This is a genomic window from Dyella sp. 2HG41-7 (genome assembly GCF_021390675.1).
GTDB lineage: Bacteria > Pseudomonadota > Gammaproteobacteria > Xanthomonadales > Rhodanobacteraceae > Dyella_B.
The window spans coordinates 663,297-681,486 of record NZ_JAJEJV010000004.1 but is presented as its reverse complement, the minus strand read 5'-3'; the positions used below and the strand labels follow the sequence as shown (position 1 = coordinate 681,486).

Below are 18,190 nucleotides of genomic sequence, written 5' to 3'. Positions count from 1 at the left end.
TGCGAACAACGCAGCAAGAAGCGCGCCAGCGTTTTGCAATCGGAATATCGTCACGGCGCTTCATCACGGCGCGCTCGTGCGGCGGTTGCGGTGCTGCATGCGCTCGTCCACTTCGGCTTGCTCAAGTCGTTGTTCGCGCATGTCTTCTTGCTTGCGCAAGCGCGCCACCACGGTGTCCAGCGCGTTTTCGCGTGCATGCGCCTGCAGCCAGCGATCACGCGCGCCGTCCACTTGACGCTGCATGCGCTCGACCAAACGGCTCTGTTGCACGATGGCCTGATCGATGCGGTCGACGAATTGTTGACGGTTCAGCAAGGCGCTTACCGTCAGGCCGCCGTCGCTAAGCTTGTAATCGTTGCGGTAGCGCTTGAGCTCATCCAGCTGCTGTTCGGCGTGCGCGAGTTTCTGCTGCTGTTCGGCCAGGCGCTGCAATGCGTCTTTCTGGCGGCGCTGCGCCTGGTCTACGGCGGGTTGCAGTCGTTCCGAGCGCGAGGCCATTACGCGATCTCCGCGGTCAGCGAGCCCAATCGGTCTTGCGCGGTGCGCAGTTCAACCGGCTCGTCGACTTCCTGTTGCAGGAATCGAGTCAGGCGCGGCCACATGGCGATGGCCTGGTCGACCTGCGCATCCGAACCTTTCTGGTACGCGCCTACGGCGATCAAATCCTGGCGCTGCCGATAAGCGGAATAAACCTGACGAAAACGCTGCGCGGCGCGCATTTGTTCTTTCGCCACCACCGCCGGCATCACGCGGCTGATCGAGGCTTCGATATCGATGGCGGGATAGTGGCCCGCTTCGGCGAGATCGCGCGACAGCACGATATGGCCGTCCAGAATCGCACGCGCGGCGTCCGCGATGGGATCGTGGCGATGATCGTCGCCTTCGGTCAGCACGGTGTAGAACGCGGTGATGGAACCGCGTCCTTCCGCATCGTTGCCGGCGCGCTCCACCAATGCTGGCAGCATGGCGAACACGGACGGCGGATAACCCTTGGTGGCAGGCGGCTCGCCGATGGCCAGCGCGATTTCGCGTTGCGCCTGCGCGTAACGCGTCAGCGAATCCATCAGCAGCAACACGCGCTGGCCGCGATCGCGAAACCATTCGGCGATGGCCGTCGCATATTGCGCGCCGCGCAAACGCTTCAGCGGCGGCGCATCGGCCGGCGCGGCCACGATCACAGCGCGCTCGCGCCCTTCGTGGCCCAGCGTCTGTTCAACGAATTCTTTCACTTCGCGGCCACGTTCACCGATCAAGCCGACCACCACGACATCGGCGTCGGTGTAGCGCGTCATCATGCCCATCAAGGTGGACTTGCCGACGCCGGATCCGGCGAACAAGCCGATACGTTGGCCGCGACCCACGGTGAGCAGCGAGTTGATCGCGCATACGCCTGTGTCGAGCGGCGTGTCGATCGGTTTGCGCGCCATCGGATTGATCGGTTCGCGCTTGAGCGCAGCATGGCTGTCCGCGCGCAGCGGACCTTCGCCGTCCAACGGTACGCCATCGGCGCCGACGACGCGGCCGAGCAAAGCTTCGCCCACCGGCAAATTGCCCGCGCGCGAACACGGACGCACGCGCGCATTCGGCAACACGCCGTGCATTTCGGTAACCGGCATCAACAGCAAACGCTCGTCGGCGAAACCAACGACTTCGGTATCCAGTGCGCTGCCATCGGCCGCATCGACCAGGCAACGCGCGCCGAGCGGCGCTTCGCAGCCTTCTGCTTCCAGCGTCAAGCCGACCACGCGGCGCAGACGTCCTTCGACCGTCAGTATTTGCGCCGCTTGCGCACGCTGCGTGCGCAGCGAGAGTTGCCGACGCCAGCGTTGTTGTTTGGTTTGCGCGGCGCCGTCGGCGGTCATGCGGAGACCTCGTCCTCGCCGTCGTCGATATCGTCGCCGATCACCGCATCGACCACCGCCGCCAGACGCGTCGCGACGCGTGCGTCTAAACGCGAGCTTTGGCTTTCGAGCACGCAATCGCCGCGTTGCAGGGCGGGATTGGCGCCGAAGCGCCAGTGCGGTTCAGTCGCAGCCAGTTCTTTCAAAAGTTCCAAATCGCGCGGATGCACCCACACGCGCAACTCGCGCGTCGCCGACGGCAACGCGGCGGCGGCTTCGCGAATGGCGTGCTCGATCACGGAAGGATCGAGCTGCAATTCGCGGCCGACCACACGGCGGGCGATCACCGTGGTGAGCAGCGCCAGTTCGCGCTCCACCTCATCGTCCAGCGATGCGAGCGGGCGCGCGGCGGACGTGCACAGCGCGGTGAGGCGCGCCAAGCGCTCATCCAATTCTTTCTTTGCGGCGGCGCGGCCTTCGGCCAAGCCCGCGGCATAGCCTTCCTCCCGCGCCTGGCGTTCGATTTCTTCCAGTTCGTAAACCGTGGGGCCCGGCGCTTGTTCGGGCTCTTGCGCGGCAGGCGCGGCGCCTACCGACGGCGGTTCCCAGCGATCGAATGCGGTGGCCGATTCGCGGCTGAGTACGTTGGCCATCACCAAGCCTCGCGCGCAACAAACTCCCTCTCCCCTCCGGGGAGAGGGCTGGGGTGAGGGGCCGCGCTTGCATGAATCGTCACGCTAACGTTGCGGCTTTCTTTTGGTGAGTTTTGCGACGAAAAAACATTAGGCGAGGTTTGCCCCTCACCCCAACCCTCTCCCCGGAGGGGAGAGGGAGTTGGTTTGCGGCGAGAGGAAAAATCTCTACCCATCACACAAACTCATCGCCGTTGGCGGAAAGACTGATCTGCCCCGCGTCGGCGAGCTTGCGCGCGATTTGCAGCACTTCTTTCTGCGCGCCGTCGACTTCGCTGAGCTTGACCGGACCCTTCACTTCGAGATCGTCGCGCAGCATGTCGGCGGCGCGCTTGGACATATTGGCGAAAATCTTTTCGCGCACCGCCGGTTCGCAACCCTTGAGCGCAATGATCAGTCGTGCAGACGGCACTTCGCGCAACAGCGTCTGCATGCTGCGGTCGTCGATCTCGGCCAGATCGTCGAACACAAACATCAATTCTTCGATCTTGGTGCCGAGGGTGGCGTCGTGACTGCGGATTGCGGTCATCAACTCGGTTTCGCGCGCCGTCTCCATTGCGTTCAAGATCGCCGCGGCGGCCTTCAAACCGCCCACGGTGGCCGATTTCAACTTGGACGAGGTGCCGGAGAACTGACGCTCCATGATTTCGTCCAGTTCGTTGAGCGCTTGCGGTTGTACGCCGTCGAGATTAGCGATGCGCATCACCGCGTCGCTGCGCACGCGCGGCGACAGATAGCCAATCACTTCCGCGGCCTGATCCGGTTCCAGATGCGCCAGCACCAGCGCGATGATCTGCGGATGCTCCATGCCGATCATCTCGGCAATGGCGCGGCTTTCCATCCACTTCAGCGATTCCAGGCCCTTGGTGGAACGACCCAGCAAAATGCGGTCGATCAAACTGCCGGCCTTGGTTTCGCCGAGCGCATTGACCAGCACTTTGCGAATGTAATCCTCGGTACCCACGCCGAGCGCGGTCTGACGACCGATATCGTCGCTGAGGTGACCGAGCACTTGTTCCACTTGGTCGCGCGATACATTGCTGAGCGTCGCCATCGCGGTGCCTACGGCTTGCACGTCACGCGCACTCAGATGCTTCAGCACTTCGGCAGCATCGTTCTCGCCGAGCGTCAGCAACAGAATCGCCGCGCGCTGCGCGCCGCTGATTAGGCTCGTATTAGCCGCCATCGTCGCCCACCCAATTCATCACAACCTGTGCGACTTGTTTCGGATTCTCTTGCACCAGCTTGCGTGCGAGACCGATTTTCTGTTCGTACGCCATATTCTGGATTTGCGGCGAGGTGATGCGCACTTGATCTTCGCGATCGTGCTCGCGCACGTCGTCGGCGATGCGCACCGAAACGGTCGGCACAGGACCGGCCAAGACCGGCATCGGTTCGACGCCGCCGCGCAACAAGCCCTTGAGCATCGGCTTCAGCAAACCGAATGCGATCAGCAGCGCGATCAGAATGCCGGCGCCCTGCTTGATCAGATCCAGCATGCCCGGACGCTGCCAGAACGGTTCGGCGACCGGCGCAGTGTCGACCGGCGAATCGGAGAATGCCTGGTTGACGACGCTGACGTTGTCGCCGCGTTGCGCATCGAAGCCGACCACGTTCTTGGTGAGATCGGTCAGATGCTGCAATTCCTGCGGCGTAAGCGGAATGCTCTTGCCCTTGCCATCCGTCGCAGGTTTGTTGTCGACCACGACCGCCACGGTCAAGCGCACCAGACGACCGGCGGGATCGCTGACATGACTGATGGTGCGGCCCAATTCGTAATTCTTGGTGGAGCTGGACGACGTATCGCTCGGCGTCGCAGCCGCCTTTGCCGTCGTATTCGCACCGGCCGCGCCAGTCGCCGCAGGCGGCGTGCCGGCGTTGGGTTTGGCGGCCGTCGGTTGCGCCACGGTATTCGGCGGCTGATTGCTGAGCGCACCGGCGACATCGCCGCCTGCGCCATCCATTTTCTGTTCGCTGCTGCTTTGTTCGCTGCGCAGCGCGGGGTTGGCGCTGTCGTAACTCTCGCTCGCTTTTTCGGTCTGGCTGAAATCGAGCGCCACATCGACCTGCGCGCGCACGCGGCCCGCACCGACCAGCGGCGTCAACAGCGTTTCGATGCGTTGCGCATAACTGTTTTCCATGCGCGTGGTCAGACGCATGCGCGTATCGCCCACGGCCGCGGCGCTATCCGGATCGGAAACGGTCAGCAGATTGCCTTGCTGATCCACCACCGATACTTGCGACGGATCGAGATCCGGCACGCTGGCCGACACCAAGTGCACGATCGCGGCGACCTGGCTGTTGTCGAGCTGACGACCCGGATACAAGGTCAGCAACACCGATGCGCTGGCCGGATGGTTGTCGCGAATAAACGCGGACGGCTTCGGCAAGGCCAGATGCACGCGCGCGGAGCGCACGAACTGCAATCCGGCGATGGTGTTGCCCAGATCGGTTTCCAGCATTTCGCGATAGTGCGTGCTTTCGGCCAGATCGCTCATGCCGAACGGCGAATCGCTTTGCGGAACCGTGCCACCCGCAGTACTGCCTTGCGGCAATCCCTGGCTGGCCAAGCGTAAACGGGTGTCGGCCAAAACATCGGCCGGCACCGAAATCGACGCGCCGTCCGCACCGAGGCGGAACGGCGTGTTGCTCGTTTGCAATGCTTGCGTCACCGCCGCGGCGTCTTTCGGATCGAGACCGGCGTACAGCAACGCGAAATTCGGACCGCGCGACCACAACACGATGCCCACGCCCAAGGCCACGGCAGCGGCCACACCTACCAACAGCAGGAGCAGTCGCGTGGTGGGATTGCGCATGATGCTCTTCAGCTGATCTTGGCGCGTGAGAGCAGAGGTGGGCGTGGCGTCGGCCATGGGGCGGATTTCGAATCAGTAAGTGGGAGTGTCGTGTTCGATCGACCGCGCGAAGGCGGGTACTTCGATATCAGTGCAAGGTGCGCGGCTCGTAGAACGGACAAGTCATCTTGCGAAAACGCTTGGCGACCGGCCGATTGATCACGATCTGGCCGCTTGCGGGCCGTTTCGCTTTCGGCGTTTCCACGTTGCGGCACTCGGTGGCCTGGCGATAAAGAATGCGTTTGGCACGGAAGGTCATGGCTGCATCAAACCGGCATGTTCATGATGGTGGTGTACGCGTCGACGAGCTTGTTGCGCACTTCGACCAAACCGCGAAACGCGAGATCCGCTTTCTGTCCGGCGATCGATGTTTTGACGATGTCCGCGCCCGGATCGCCGCGTTCGAACGCGTTGACCTGTGCTTGCGCATCGCTCTGTTGCGCGGCGACGGCGCCGAGCGATTGCTTGAACAGCGTGCCGAAATCCGAGCCGAGACCGCTCGACGCACCCGGCGTCGACACCGCAGGCATCGTGCCGGACGCTTGTGCGCCCATGGCACGCAACTGTGAAAGCACACTATTGACGTCGATCTGACTCATGTCGGTTTTCCAACGCTTGTCCGGTTATAAAGTGCTTCAAGCAACGGCCGTGCCACTCTGCGGCGGCGCGTCTGCAGCGCGGCAACACGCCTGCAAACCGTATTTGCGCAGCTTTTCCACCAGCGTCGTGCGCTGCATGTGCAAAAGTTTGGCGGCATGCGCAACCACGCCGTCGGTGATGTCGAGTGCTTGACGGATCAGACCCACTTCGATGTCGGCCAAGTGATCTTTCAGATCCACGCCGCCTTCCGGCAACAGGATTTCGGTGTCCATCAAACTGCGGCCGTTCACCGGCGCGGGTTTGTTTTGACCGTCGAGCATGGCGCGCAGAATGCTGCCGCCGGTTTCGTCGATCGGCTGCGCGCCGCGGTATTTCTCCGGCAGATCGGTCGCGCGCACTTCGCTGTTCGGATACAGGATGGCAAGGCGTTCGACCAGGTTGGAAAGTTCGCGCACATTGCCCGGCCAGGTGTGCTGACGCAGCGATTGCATAGCGCTACCACTGAAGCGAACGCTTTGCAGGCCCCGGCGCAGCAGACGCTGGTTGAACTCGGCGATCAGCTCCGGCATGTCTTCCAGATGTTCGCGCAGGGACGGCATTTCCAGCGGGAACACGCTGAGGCGGTAATAAAGGTCTTCGCGGAAACGGCCGTCGGCGGTGGCCGCTTCGAGATTGCGGTGTGTGGCGGCGATGATGCGCACGTCGCAACGCTGCGTACGGTTGCTGCCGACGCGCTCGTACATGCGTTCTTGCAGCACGCGCAACAGTTTCACCTGCATCGGCAAGCTCATGTCGCCGATTTCATCGAGGAACAGCGTGCCGCCTTCGGCCATTTCAAAGCGACCCTTGCGGGTGCTGATCGCGCCGGTGAAGGCGCCTTTTTCGTGACCGAACAATTCGCTTTCCAGCAACTCGGCGGGAATCGCGCCGCAGTTGATCGCCACGAACGGTTTGTCGCGGCGGGGCGAGCAGTCGTGAATCGCGCGCGCCACCATTTCTTTACCCGTGCCGGACTCACCGAGCACCAGCACGCTGGAATCGAACGGCGACACTTGACGGATCAGCGCATTCACGCGACCCATCGCCGAGGAACTGCCCACCAGACGCAGAGGCGCCGGGTTGCTGGCCGGACGCAGCGAAGGCGCGCGACGCACGGCTTCGGCCAAGCGCTCGTAGCGCAGCGGGAAATCCAGTACTTCAATCTGTGCCGCGTAACGCGAGCCGCCTTTGGTCAGGCGCTCCAGCTGCGGCGAATCGGAACCGACCAACACCAGCAGTTGATCCGCAGGCACGTCGAGCGACGCTAACGCTTCATCGCAACGCTCGTCATCATCGATACCGCCGACATACACCACTCGCCATTCGTGAGAGATCGAATCGTTCGGCTGGGATGCATTCCATCGCTGCGGGAAGAAGCCCATGAATTGCATGGCGGACGTGACGATGTCGGCACGCGTTCCGTTCGTTTCGATGATGAGTACGTTGCTGTTTGGCATGTGCACGAGTCCTGCTGCGTTACTGCGACTGCTGTCGAACAACAACGATTCCCGTCCCAAGTCGTGTTGTCCCCTGTGTGTCAGCTATCCGTCGTGACACGTGATGCAATCCAGCAAGAAGTCCGCCAAAAAATTTTCGGCATGCCATACCGTGCGGGCGGACTCGTCCACGATGTGACGGAATTCGCGCACGTCGCGTGTGTGAATTCACATTCGTAGCGAGGCGAAGAAACCGTTTACATCAAGGGTTTATCTCGGACTTTACGACTGCCGGTGCGCCCGGTTCAGTGATGTGATGGGCCATGCCATACGTGTGGGCGACGTGATTTCGGCGTTAGGGAATGTCAGATGACGTGATAGCCATCACATTCTGTGCTTGCTCCCCGACACATTTTCATTTGCGCCCGTCAAACGGGCTTCTGCCACTTTTCGCCGATGGTGACAAAAAACGAAACGTTCCAACCCATCTTCGACCACTTCGCTCAATTCACAAAAGTAAACGAAAGCGTTGTTGTCACTAAGTGACGCTCCACGTTGCGCAAACAGTTCGAGCGGAAGTGCGCGGCATGCGTCGAAATGCAGACGCACCAACAGGTTGTCGACACTGGGAAGCACGTTTTCCGGCAGCACCAAACCCACGGCGTTGAAGCTCACCGGGTGACGCGGCGGCAACAATGCGTCAGGCAGAAGAAGGCGGTCGACGATATCGAGCAACACATTGATTTTGCTGTCCATGCGCTGCAGCTCTTGCATCAGCGGATCGTCGTCGTCGGTGGCGTTTTCGCCTCGGCGCTCATCCAACGATGCAAGCGAACGCAGGATGTGCACATTGCGCTCATTGAGACGTGCGATGGCTTCAGGCACCGGATCGAAGGCGTCCACCGTCAGGTTGGGACGGCCTTGATACGCGACCCGCTCCGAAAACGCCTGCCACCTTTCATTAGCTTGCGCAGTTTGCATGAACTCCCCTCTCTCCGTCGGTCTTTCGACGGTGTAACGGCTCTTGGCTTCTATTATTCACAACGTGTGCCATCGCGTCGCTCTTACTCCCTCTCCCCTTCGGGGAGAGGGTTGGGGTGAGGGGTTGCGCTTGCGGAAAATCTGGGTTTTCTCGGGAAAAAGTAGCTTTTATAAGCGTGTCGAAAATCCGCATCACGCGAGGTTCGCCCCTCACCCCGACCCTCTCCCCGGAGGGGAGAGGGAGAAAAGCCGGCGGCGCGTCAATGCGACGACGTTATATAAGTACGCAGCGCCCGATGGTTGTATTGGTGCTGGCTGAGCTGCTGCTCGACCGCGTCGTGCACCAGTTGCGCACGTTCCAGCAACGCACGGTTGTGTGCCTGCAACGCGAGCAAGGTTTCCCGATGTTGCGGACCGGTGCTGCCCGGTTGCGCCTGCTCTAAGAAGACTTGGCGCTCGACGTCGAGTTCGGCCACGCGTTCCCAGTTGTCGTACATCGCAGCGTCGATCATTTGCACGGTGATCGCCAACGCACGCTGCAGACCGTCTTGGGCCCGGTCGTTCATAGCGCGGCTTCTTTCACCTTCGCCTGGTTGAGTTCGGCCAGGTAGGTTTCGCGGATCGCGTGCCAGGCTTCGCGAATGGGCGCAATCAGGCGCTCGCATTCGTCCAGCGCGCGCACGTCGTCGTTCAATTGCGCGTGCAGAAGCCTGCGATTGATATAGTCGTACAGCGCATCGAGACGACCGGTAAGCGTGGGCTCGACGTTGTGATCGAGGCTTTCGCGCAGCGCGTTGACGATGCCGATGGCCTTGCCGAACGCCGCGCCCTTGGCCACTACATCTTTATGCAGGATATGGCCGCGCGCCTGATTGATGCGATCGACCAGGCCATCCAACAACATCGCCAAAAGCTGGTGGCGATCGGCGCCTTCGACGCTGCCCTGCGCGCGGGTTTGTGCGTACAGCGAACTACCGTTTCGCGACATATAACTCATACATCAACCCTTGCTGCTACTGCTGACGTTGTTCATCGCATCCATGGATTGCGTGAGGTAGGAGCTGGTGTTGTTGAGCGACGTCATCAGCGTGCTCAGATTCGTGTATTGCTTCACCAACTGCTGCTGATACAGCGCCATGCGCTGATTCAGCGCGGTCTGCTGGGTCGCAAGATTGGTCACGGCCGTGTTGAGGCTGTTGATGCGCGTCTGCAACACGCCGGAGCTGCTGTTGAAATTGGTGACGAGCGAGCTCAACCGCGTGCCCAGGCCGTTGGTGCCGGTGAACAAGCCCTGCACCGCCGACGGATTGCTGGAAAGCGTGTTCGCCAGCGTGGTCGAGTTCAGCACCATGGTGCCGTCGGCGTTGCGGGTAATGCCCAGGCTGGCGAGGTTTCCGATGCTGTTGCCCGAAACGCTGCTGCCCAGCACATTCGAAAGCTGGCTCTGGATCGACGACAAGGTTGCGTCGCCCAGCAGCACGCCGGCGGCCTTGGTGGAACTGTCGTAGCTGTCGAGCTGGCTCACCGTGCTTGCGTAAGAGTTGTACGCGCTCACGAAGTCGTTCACCGCCGTGCTGATCGGGGTGGTGCTTTGCGCCACGGTGAGCTGGGAGCTGCCGGTCGACGTGAGATTCAACGTGACGCCGGTCAGTGCGCCGGACACACTGTTGTTGGCGCTGGTGACGGCGATGCCGTCGATGGTCAACGACGCATCGGTGGCCGCGCTGCTGGGCGTATTGAGCGACGTGGCCAGCGTGCTGACACCGCTGCTGCTGCCGCTGCCCGCGCTCACGCTGAAGGCGTTGGCCGTGCCGGTGCTGGTTGAGGTCAACACCAGCTGGCTACCGTTGACGCCCGATACGATCGTCGCCGTCACGCCGGGATTGCCGCTGCCATTGTTGATGCTGCTGGCGATGGCCGACAGCGTATCGGTCGCGCCGACCGACACATTCATTGTCTTGCTGCCCACCGTGATATTGAGCGTGCCGGTGCCGATGGTCGCCGCGCTGGGTTGCGCCGCGCTGACGCTTTTCTGCGCGGTGGCAAGCGCCGAGACATTGATGCTGTACGTACCCGGCGACGCATCCGGCAAAGTGCTGGCGGTGCCGAGCGACGTATTGGATAGCGTGGAGGTGTAGGTGCTGTACGTCGTGCTGGACGTCAGCTCGTTCAACGCCGCCTGGATGCCGCTCAATGAGGTTTGCAGGGCGGTGAGGCCGGCGATCTGGTTGTTGTCCAGATTCGTCTGGTTGGTGATCTGCGACTGCGGGCCCGATTCCTGCGCATTGACCATCGCGGTGATGATCGAGTTCACGTCCAGCCCCGTGCCCAGACCCAGCGAACTGAGCAAGCCGGTGCCGCTGATGCCGCTGCCGCTCGAACCGGTGCTGGTGGTGGAGGAAGCTCCGCTGATCGCGCTGGAGAGTGCGCTCGACGTGCTGCCTACGCTGGAGATGCTGCTCATGAAGGGCCTCGTTGAAGTTTCTGGCCACCGAACCGCCGGCAAAACTCGCGCTTAAGAACGTGTCGAGTGAAAGCTTTACCTGCTGCTCGCGTGGTTTTTCTGACGGCACACACACCGCCAGACCTCTTGAAGCAAAAACCCGGCCATGGCGTTTCCGCCATGGCCGGTCTTACTGATTAACCCAACAACTTCAGGATCTGCTGCGGCTGGGAGTTCGCGGTGGCGAGCACCGAGATACCTGCCTGCTGCAACACCTGCGACTTGCTCAGCTGCGCCGTGGTCGCCGCGAAGTCCGTGTCTTGAATCGAACTTTGCGAGGACGTCAGGTTGGTTTGCTGTGCGCTCAACGTCGCGATCGTCGACTGGAAGCGGTTCTGCACTGCGCCCAACGTGCTGGCGAAGTTGCTGACCGTGGTCAGCGCCGCATCTACGCGAGAGATCAGGCTGTTGGCATCGTCGACCGTCAAAACATCGCCACCCACCAGCGAACCGGAAGCAGTGATCACGGAGCCGTCGGTGTAGCTGGCGCCCGTGGCTGCAAAGCCCGAAGCCGTTGCGCCGGTGCCGCTGGCGCCGTACGCGACTGCGCCGGTGGTCAGGTTGAACACGGTACCCGCCGCACCCGTAAGGGCCGAACCGGAAACCGCCAACTCGCCGGTGGAGTAGATGTTGATACCGCCGCTGGCATTGACCGCCGCGCTGACACCGGCGACGCCGGCCGCGTTGATCGCATCGGCCACGCCCTGTGCGCTGTTAGCGGTTGCACCGCTCAGGCTGACGACGTTGCCGTCCGAACCTTCGATGGACAGGCCGCTCAAGCTGATCGACTGACCGGTCGCGCCACTGGCGTTCACGAACGCGCCGCTCATGTTGGCCGTGGAGATCTCGGAGGTCTGGCCCATCTGGCCGGTGGTGACGCCCTGGCCGAGCTGCACATTGATGGCCTGGCCGACGTTCGCACCGATCTGGAACGACAAGCTGCTCACCGAACCGTTCAACACGTTGGTGCCGTTGAAGGTGGTCTGGTTGGCGATACGCGTGATTTCCGACAGGTACTGCTGCACCGAGGTGTTGATCGCGGCGCGGTCGGAAGACTGATACGTGCCGTTGGCCGCCTGCACCGCGAGATCGCGGATCGACTGCAGGTTGGACGTGACCTGGCTCAGCGCCGAACCCGCGGTCTGCGACAAGTTGATGGCGTCGCTGGCGTTGGTGCTGGCCTGACCCAGACCACCGATCTGCGTCTGGAAACGCGTGGCGATGGCGTAACCGGCAGCGTTGTCGGCCGCGCTGTTGATCTTCAGACCCGAGGACAAATCCTGGGTAGCGGTGCTCAGTGCGCTGGTCGAACGGCTCAGGTTGTTCTGGGCCTGCAGCGAGGCGATGTTGGTATTAAGAACGAGTGACATGGAAGTCTCCTGGAACGAATAAGTTGTACTCAAACCAGCGGGGTCCAGTGACTTGCTGTGCCGACCGCCTCGGAAACTTTTTCGGCGCTTTCCAGGATTACTTAAGCGTTCCCTTGAAAATTTTTTTCAAGCGTGCCAAGGGGATGGAGCGAAAAAATGTGATGTGAAGCGCTAAAGGTTTTTGCATTGATGCCGAACGCGCACGCTCTTCGCATTTACTCCCCCCCCTGCGTGCAGGGGAGGGCTGGGGTGGGGTTGCAGGCGCTTGCGGCAAGCTCAACGACTTCACCCCACACAACCCTTCCCTACTTCACGTAGGGGAGGGCTACACGTCGCAAGCCTTATCGCGCGCCTCTTCAATGAGGCATCGCCGCCGTTGGCACCAACATTGCTCCCTACCCCTCAAATCCGGCGTTTTGGCACCGGACGCGTCGGAATTCCGACGCCTGTGCCTGCGCCTTATCGATCAGACGAGGAAGGCCAATGCGTTGCGTGCTTGCGATTTGCGCGGTGTTTAAGGACGAAGCTGCGTATCTGCGCGAATGGGTGGAGTTCCATCAGCTCATGGGCGTGGAGCGTTTCTACCTTTACAACAACAACAGTTCGGATCGCTATCTGGATGCGTTGCAGCCGCATATCGCCTCCGGCGCCGTGGTGCTGCACGAATGGCCGCAGCATCCGGCGCAGTTGCAGGCGTACGAGCATTGCCTGCGCGCGCACGGCAGCGAAACGGATTGGCTCGCGTTTATCGATGTGGACGAATTCCTGTTCGCGCCCAACGCCGCGCTGCTGCCGGATGCGTTGGCGGAATTCGCCGATCATCCCGGCGTGGGTGTGAATTGGGTGATGTTCGGTTCCGGCGGCCATAAACAAAAGCCGCAAGGCGGCGTGTTGGAAAACTATCTACGCCGCGGCGATCTCAACGGCGGCGTGCACTATGCGCATCTTCGTCTGCCAGACGGCAGCTACCGTTCGGAAAACGCACATATAAAGAGCATCGTGCAACCGTCCAAGGTGACCGGCTGCCCGAATCCGCATTTCATGCAGTACGCCGACAACGGGCGCGCCGTCGACGAAAACGGCCTAGCCATCGACGGACCGTTCACCAGCAAGGTGTCGGTCAACAAGCTGCGCATCAATCATTACTGGAGCAAGTCGGAAGAAGAATGCCGCCGCAAGTTCGACCGCGGCTTTGCGGACGGTACCGGCGCGCGCGACTGGAACGAGTTCCTGCTGCACGAAGAAATTCTCAACACCACGCACGACGACGCGGTGCTGCGCGTGGTCGCGCAGCTTGGCGTGTTGCCGCCGACGTGGCCGCTGGAATCGTTCGCCCAGAACGAAGAAGGCGTGTGGCATTCGCCGTTGCGCGATCGTCCCGCGCATAAAGCGATTCATCGCCTCGCCACCCAAATCCATGACTTGGTGCAGGACGCGAGCGACACCAGCGTGTATTCGCCTACGCTCGCCAAAGAAATTCACAGCCGCACCAGCGCGCTGCATCTGTCGCCACGCCGAACCAACCTGCTGCATGCATTGGAGCCTTTCAAAGAAGGTACGCGCGTGCTGGAGATCGGTTGCGGCGGCGGCGTGCTGACGCGCGCCTGGGCCGAGCGCAGTTGCGCGATCGACGCCATCGAGTTCGCGCCGCACTGGGCGCGCGTCGCTGCAGCGCGTGTGCGCGAGTTTCCGCATGCGCGCGTGTTCCAAGCCAGTCTGCGCGAGTTGGCCTTGCAACCGAATTACGATGTGGTGTCGCTGACCGTCGGCGACGACTACGCCGAAGCGCTTCCACGCAATGAGGCATTGCGCGATGCCATCGCTATCGCCGCTAACGCGCTCAAGCCGAACGGCACGTTGATTTTGATGACGCCCAATCGCCAGGCGTCGCCCGACCACCGCGATATTCCCACTCGCGCCAAGATCGAAGCCGCGCTGCGTGAAGCCGGGTTGGAAGATATCGATCTGCAACTGGCCTTTCCCGATGTGTGGTTGCCGGAAGTGTTGATCTCCGCGCAAGCAACCAAGCTTGCGCCGAACATGCGACTGGACGATCTCGTTGCGCAACGCCCCTTGCTGCGCGAAGCCGGCAAAGAGGCCGCGCATTGGGAGATGCAATTCGAAGCGGGCACATTTGCGGATTACGCGCCCGGACTGATGCTCGTCGCGCGTCGCCATGGCGCGCCGTCGCCCCTGCGTGCGGACAAGCTGGCGCAATCCTTCGCCGACAATCGCGTGCCGGCGATCAACACCGTCACTGACTACGTACTGGAGGACGGCGCGGTCCGAACGATTCCGCGCACGATGCTCCCCGATCAAACTTGGATCGGCTCCGCGTTCGATCTTGCGCTGGAACCGCGCGAGCTGCCTTCCGGCCGCTCATTACTGGTGCAGCTGCGCAAGGCGCTTCACGATCAGCGCGCTGACGTGCTGGTGTCGTTGCTGCGTCAGTGGGGCGCGCTTATCTACGCGCAAGCTGACGACGAAGACAAAATTCCGGGCGAGTGGCTCGACGCCATGCCCGCGAATGTATACATGGAACCCGATGGCGAAAGCCTGAGTTTCCACGGCGGCGCGTGGCGCGCGCGTACGCCGGTCGAGAAACAAATTCCGGTGTACGTTGGTCTTTGGCAGGTCGCTTACGAGGCCGGTTTGGAATCGCTGACGGGCTTGGCTTCGCCGGTCGAACGCGTGACTTGGCTATGCAAGCGCCTGCAGATCGACGCCTCGGCCGAATGGATCGGGCACGGTCGCCATATCAACGAGGCCTTCGCGCGCGAAATTCACGACGGCGATTGCTGGAACCGCACCGATCGTCATCTCAAGATCATTCCCGAATGGTTGATTCCGCCGCCGCCCTCGGATCTCTACAAACATTGGCAGGCGAAACTGCAGCTCAGCGAAACGGCCATTGCGCAGGCGATGCGCCGTATCGAAGCGGTCGGCGCGCCGCCGCGCATGCATGTGATCGTGATCGATACCGCCAACGACGCGGACGCCATGCAAACCACGCGCGCAAGCCTGGAGGCGCAGCATTATCCGCACACCCAGCTCAGCGTGATCAGCGGCGACGGCGATGTCATGTCGCAACTGAGCACCGAAATCGCTGCCAGCGATGCCGACTGGGTGCAAATGCTTTACGCCGGCGACTTGCTGCATTCGGCCGCGCTGTTGTTGCTGGCCGAGCGCGTGGTCGCGCATCCGTACGTTCGCGCCGTGTATTACGACGAAGACGCACACGCGAACGGCTTGTTCCAGCATCCGGTGTTCAAGCCGGATTTCAATCTCGACATGCTGCGCAGCTATCCCTATCCGGGTCGCGCACTGGCCTTCCATCGCCAGCGTTGCGCCGAGCTGGGTGGCCTGGACGAACGCTACGGCGATATGGCGACATTCGATCTGGTGTTCCGCCTGATCGAAACGGACGGTTTGCAATCCGTCGGCCATATCGGCGAAGTGATGCATCGCGCCGCACTGGCGTACGGTCAGTGGCTGGCGTCGGAGACGGTGAAAGCGCATAGCGCCGAGATCGTGTCCAACCACCTTACGCGCATTCGCGTGGCGCATACGATGGAGCCAGGCTCCCTGCCCGGATTCAATCGCGTGAAGTATCAGCATGCGCACACGCCGCTGGTGTCGATCATCATACCGACCAAGGATCAGCTGCCGATGCTCAACGGCCTGATCGACAGTCTTTTGTCCAAGACCAGCTACATCAACTACGAATTGCTGATCGTCGACAACAATACGGAAGAACCCGCCGCCTGCGCCTATCTCGACGGCATCGAACGCTTGAACAGCGCGCAGTTGCGCGTGTTGCGTTATCCGTATCCGTTCAACTATTCGGCGATCAATAACTTCGCCGCGGCGCAAGCGCGTGGCGAGTATCTGATACTGCTCAACAACGATACCGCCGTGCTGCACGCGGAGTGGATTGAAGCGCTGCTCAATCACGCGCAGCGTCCGGAAGTCGGTATCGTCGGCGCGAAACTGCATTTCCCCGATGGCCGCATTCAACACGGCGGCGTGGTATTGGGTTTGCGTGGTCCGGCCGACCATCCGTTTATCGGGCAACCGATGGAAGCGGACGGTTATATGCATCGTCTGCGGGTGGATCAAAACTACACCGCCGTCACCGCCGCCTGCTTGATGATCCGCAAATCGGTGTACGACGAAGTCGGCGGTCTCGACGAGCAAGATTTCAAAGTCTCCTACAACGACGTCGACCTGTGCCTGAAAGTGCACAAGGCCGGCTACCTCACCGTGTGGACGCCGTACTCGCGCCTGATGCATGTGGGCAGCGTCAGCCAGACCAAGGTGGACAAGACCGCGCAAGAAGCGAAGCAGAAACGCTTCGAGGGCGAACAGGGCGCGATGTATCGCAAGTGGATGAATGTCCTTGCGCGCGACCCCGCTTACAGCACGAATCTCAGCATCGACGGCTCCGGCTTCGAATTGAATCCGCTGAGCAGCCATGCATGGCAACCGTTCGCCACACCGTTGCTGCCGCGTATGTTCTGCGTCGCCGCCGATGAACACGGTTGCGGTCACTATCGCATTCGTCAGCCGTTCGCCTCCATGCAACGCAACGGCATCGTGGAAGGCGTCATCGCCGGCGTGCACTTGCAGCCCGTGGCGATGGAACGGTTTCAGCCAACTTCGCTGATTATGCAGCGGCAGATCAACGAGCATCAGATCAAGCTGCTGGAGAGCTATCGCGATTTCTCGAACGCCTTCAAAGTGTTCGAGCTGGACGATTTGATCCACCAGGTTCCAGTCAAGAGCGCATTCCACAGCATCATCCCAAAAGACGTGGTGAAATCGCTGCGACGCGCCTTAGCGACGGTGGACCGCTTTGTCGTATCAACCGATACGTTGGCCGAAGAGTTGAAAGATTTCCACTCCGATATCCGCGTGGTGCTCAATCGTCTGCCGGTGGATTGGTGGAGCGACTTGTCCACGCAACGCCGCGTGGGACGCAAGCCGCGCGTCGGTTGGGGCGGCGGCTCCAGCCATCGCGGCGACCTGGAGTTGATCGCCGACGTGGTGCGCGATCTCGCTGGCGAGGTGGAATGGGTGTTCTTCGGTATGTGCCCCGACAAGCTTCGCCCCTATGTGCACGAGTTTCATACCGGCGTACCGATCGAAGAATATCCACGCAAGCTCGCATCGCTGAACCTCGATCTCGCGCTGGCGCCGCTGGAAGAAAATGCCTTCAACGAATGCAAGAGCAATTTGCGCTTGCTTGAATACGGCGCTTGCGGCTTTCCGGTGGTTTGCACCGATATGATTTCCTATCAAAACGATTTGCCGGTCACGCGCGTGAAGAACCGCTACAAAGATTGGATGGGCGCGATTCGCATGCATCTGGATGATTTGGATGCTACGGCGAAATCGGGCGATGCGTTGCGCGATGCAGTGTTGAAGGATTGGATGCTGGAAGGCGACAAATTGACGGAATGGCGCGACGCTTGGCTCCCGAACTAACCGCCCTTGCTCCCTCTCCCCTCCGGGATGCGGGGAACGGCCATGGGTCGCCGGGTTTTGAGGAGCGAGGAAGAGGGTTGGGGTGAGGGGCCACCCTCGTGAAAAATTTGCAGTCGGCCGCAATCTTGCCCGTCGTCCCCGCGAAAGCGGGGACCCAGCGACTTTGGTTTCCGCAAAGAGCAACCACACTGGATGATTCGCTTCGCACCCCCCTTTGGGGCCGTCCTTCGGACGTTCTTCGCGCGTTGCGCTTCGTCCCGCTTTCGCGGGAATGACGAGCCAGGTAGCTCCCCGCGAAAAGCAGGCCAGTTTAGGCCAATCCCCATATAGTTGACTCCGTCAACTATACAAGCGTACCCTCGCCATAACCCCCGCGAGGCACGCCC

The 18,190-nt window shown here is 61.4% G+C and carries 14 protein-coding genes; 1 reads left to right on the top strand and 13 read right to left on the bottom strand.

Features of this window, described 5'->3' with window-relative positions; genetic code table 11:
- Positions 1–63 precede the first annotated feature (63 nt).
- The 13 genes from fliJ to L0U79_RS04420 form a co-directional block, all read right to left on the bottom strand.
- On the bottom strand, positions 64–498 hold the full coding sequence (fliJ, locus tag L0U79_RS04480) for a flagellar export protein FliJ (protein ID WP_233840683.1): 435 nt from the start codon (positions 496–498) through the stop codon (positions 64–66).
- Positions 498–1,862 (bottom strand): flagellar protein export ATPase FliI, encoded by a 1,365-nt coding sequence (gene fliI / locus L0U79_RS04475; protein ID WP_233840682.1) that lies wholly within the window; start codon positions 1,860–1,862, stop codon positions 498–500. The genes fliJ and fliI overlap by 1 nt, the downstream gene beginning before the upstream one ends.
- Positions 1,859–2,494 carry a flagellar assembly protein FliH gene (locus tag L0U79_RS04470; protein WP_233840681.1) on the bottom strand — a complete coding sequence of 212 codons (636 nt, stop codon included), beginning with the start codon at positions 2,492–2,494 and terminating at the stop codon, positions 1,859–1,861. Before L0U79_RS04470 ends, fliI begins: the two co-directional genes overlap by 4 nt.
- Positions 2,495–2,708: 214 nt before the next feature.
- Complete coding sequence (gene fliG, locus L0U79_RS04465; RefSeq protein ID WP_233843831.1) at positions 2,709–3,698, bottom strand: flagellar motor switch protein FliG; 990 nt, start codon at positions 3,696–3,698, stop codon at positions 2,709–2,711.
- A gap of 10 nt (positions 3,699–3,708) precedes the next feature.
- Positions 3,709–5,406, bottom strand: coding sequence for a flagellar basal-body MS-ring/collar protein FliF (fliF, locus tag L0U79_RS04460; protein ID WP_233840680.1), 1,698 nt, complete (start codon positions 5,404–5,406; stop codon positions 3,709–3,711).
- A 70-nt stretch (positions 5,407–5,476) separates the two neighbouring features.
- Positions 5,477–5,647, bottom strand: a complete 171-nt coding sequence (locus L0U79_RS04455; protein ID WP_233840679.1) for a hypothetical protein — start codon at positions 5,645–5,647, stop codon at positions 5,477–5,479.
- 7 nt (positions 5,648–5,654) lie between these two features.
- Entirely contained in the window at positions 5,655–5,987 is a 333-nt protein-coding gene (locus L0U79_RS04450; protein WP_233840678.1) for a flagellar hook-basal body complex protein FliE, read from the bottom strand.
- Between the two features lie 36 nt (positions 5,988–6,023).
- Positions 6,024–7,484, bottom strand: coding sequence for a sigma-54-dependent Fis family transcriptional regulator (locus L0U79_RS04445; protein ID WP_233840677.1), 1,461 nt, complete (start codon positions 7,482–7,484; stop codon positions 6,024–6,026).
- Between the two features lie 363 nt (positions 7,485–7,847).
- Positions 7,848–8,444 carry a PilZ domain-containing protein gene (locus L0U79_RS04440; protein ID WP_233840676.1) on the bottom strand — a complete coding sequence of 199 codons (597 nt, stop codon included), beginning with the start codon at positions 8,442–8,444 and terminating at the stop codon, positions 7,848–7,850.
- Between the two features lie 260 nt (positions 8,445–8,704).
- Positions 8,705–9,010 carry a hypothetical protein gene (locus tag L0U79_RS04435; protein ID WP_233840675.1) on the bottom strand — a complete coding sequence of 102 codons (306 nt, stop codon included), beginning with the start codon at positions 9,008–9,010 and terminating at the stop codon, positions 8,705–8,707.
- A complete protein-coding gene (gene fliS / locus L0U79_RS04430) occupies positions 9,007–9,441 on the bottom strand; it encodes a flagellar export chaperone FliS (RefSeq protein ID WP_233840674.1) in 435 nt (144 codons plus the stop codon). Before fliS ends, L0U79_RS04435 begins: the two co-directional genes overlap by 4 nt.
- A 3-nt stretch (positions 9,442–9,444) precedes the next feature.
- Positions 9,445–10,908 carry a flagellar filament capping protein FliD gene (fliD, locus tag L0U79_RS04425; RefSeq protein WP_233840673.1) on the bottom strand — a complete coding sequence of 488 codons (1,464 nt, stop codon included), beginning with the start codon at positions 10,906–10,908 and terminating at the stop codon, positions 9,445–9,447.
- A 176-nt stretch (positions 10,909–11,084) separates the two neighbouring features.
- Positions 11,085–12,317, bottom strand: coding sequence for a flagellin (locus L0U79_RS04420; protein ID WP_233840672.1), 1,233 nt, complete (start codon positions 12,315–12,317; stop codon positions 11,085–11,087).
- Between the two features lie 483 nt (positions 12,318–12,800).
- On the opposite strand from L0U79_RS04420, the gene L0U79_RS04415 reads away from it, so the two are divergent.
- Complete coding sequence (locus L0U79_RS04415) at positions 12,801–17,804, top strand: glycosyltransferase family 92 protein (RefSeq protein WP_233840671.1); 5,004 nt, start codon at positions 12,801–12,803, stop codon at positions 17,802–17,804.
- Positions 17,805–18,190 lie beyond the last annotated feature (386 nt).

Coding starts and splice junctions, on each gene's coding strand:
- L0U79_RS04440 (WP_233840676.1), bottom strand. CDS start 8,444: ATGCAAACTGCGCAAGCTAATGAAAGGTGGCAGGCGTTTTCGGAGCGG.
- fliI (WP_233840682.1), bottom strand. CDS start 1,862: ATGACCGCCGACGGCGCCGCGCAAACCAAACAACAACGCTGGCGTCGG.
- fliD (WP_233840673.1), bottom strand. CDS start 10,908: ATGAGCAGCATCTCCAGCGTAGGCAGCACGTCGAGCGCACTCTCCAGC.
- L0U79_RS04420 (WP_233840672.1), bottom strand. CDS start 12,317: ATGTCACTCGTTCTTAATACCAACATCGCCTCGCTGCAGGCCCAGAAC.
- L0U79_RS04415 (WP_233840671.1), top strand. CDS start 12,801: ATGCGTTGCGTGCTTGCGATTTGCGCGGTGTTTAAGGACGAAGCTGCG.
- L0U79_RS04445 (WP_233840677.1), bottom strand. CDS start 7,484: ATGCCAAACAGCAACGTACTCATCATCGAAACGAACGGAACGCGTGCC.
- L0U79_RS04435 (WP_233840675.1), bottom strand. CDS start 9,010: ATGAACGACCGGGCCCAAGACGGTCTGCAGCGTGCGTTGGCGATCACC.
- L0U79_RS04455 (WP_233840679.1), bottom strand. CDS start 5,647: ATGACCTTCCGTGCCAAACGCATTCTTTATCGCCAGGCCACCGAGTGC.
- fliF (WP_233840680.1), bottom strand. CDS start 5,406: ATGGCCGACGCCACGCCCACCTCTGCTCTCACGCGCCAAGATCAGCTG.
- L0U79_RS04450 (WP_233840678.1), bottom strand. CDS start 5,987: ATGAGTCAGATCGACGTCAATAGTGTGCTTTCACAGTTGCGTGCCATG.
- fliS (WP_233840674.1), bottom strand. CDS start 9,441: ATGAGTTATATGTCGCGAAACGGTAGTTCGCTGTACGCACAAACCCGC.
- fliJ (WP_233840683.1), bottom strand. CDS start 498: ATGGCCTCGCGCTCGGAACGACTGCAACCCGCCGTAGACCAGGCGCAG.
- L0U79_RS04470 (WP_233840681.1), bottom strand. CDS start 2,494: ATGGCCAACGTACTCAGCCGCGAATCGGCCACCGCATTCGATCGCTGG.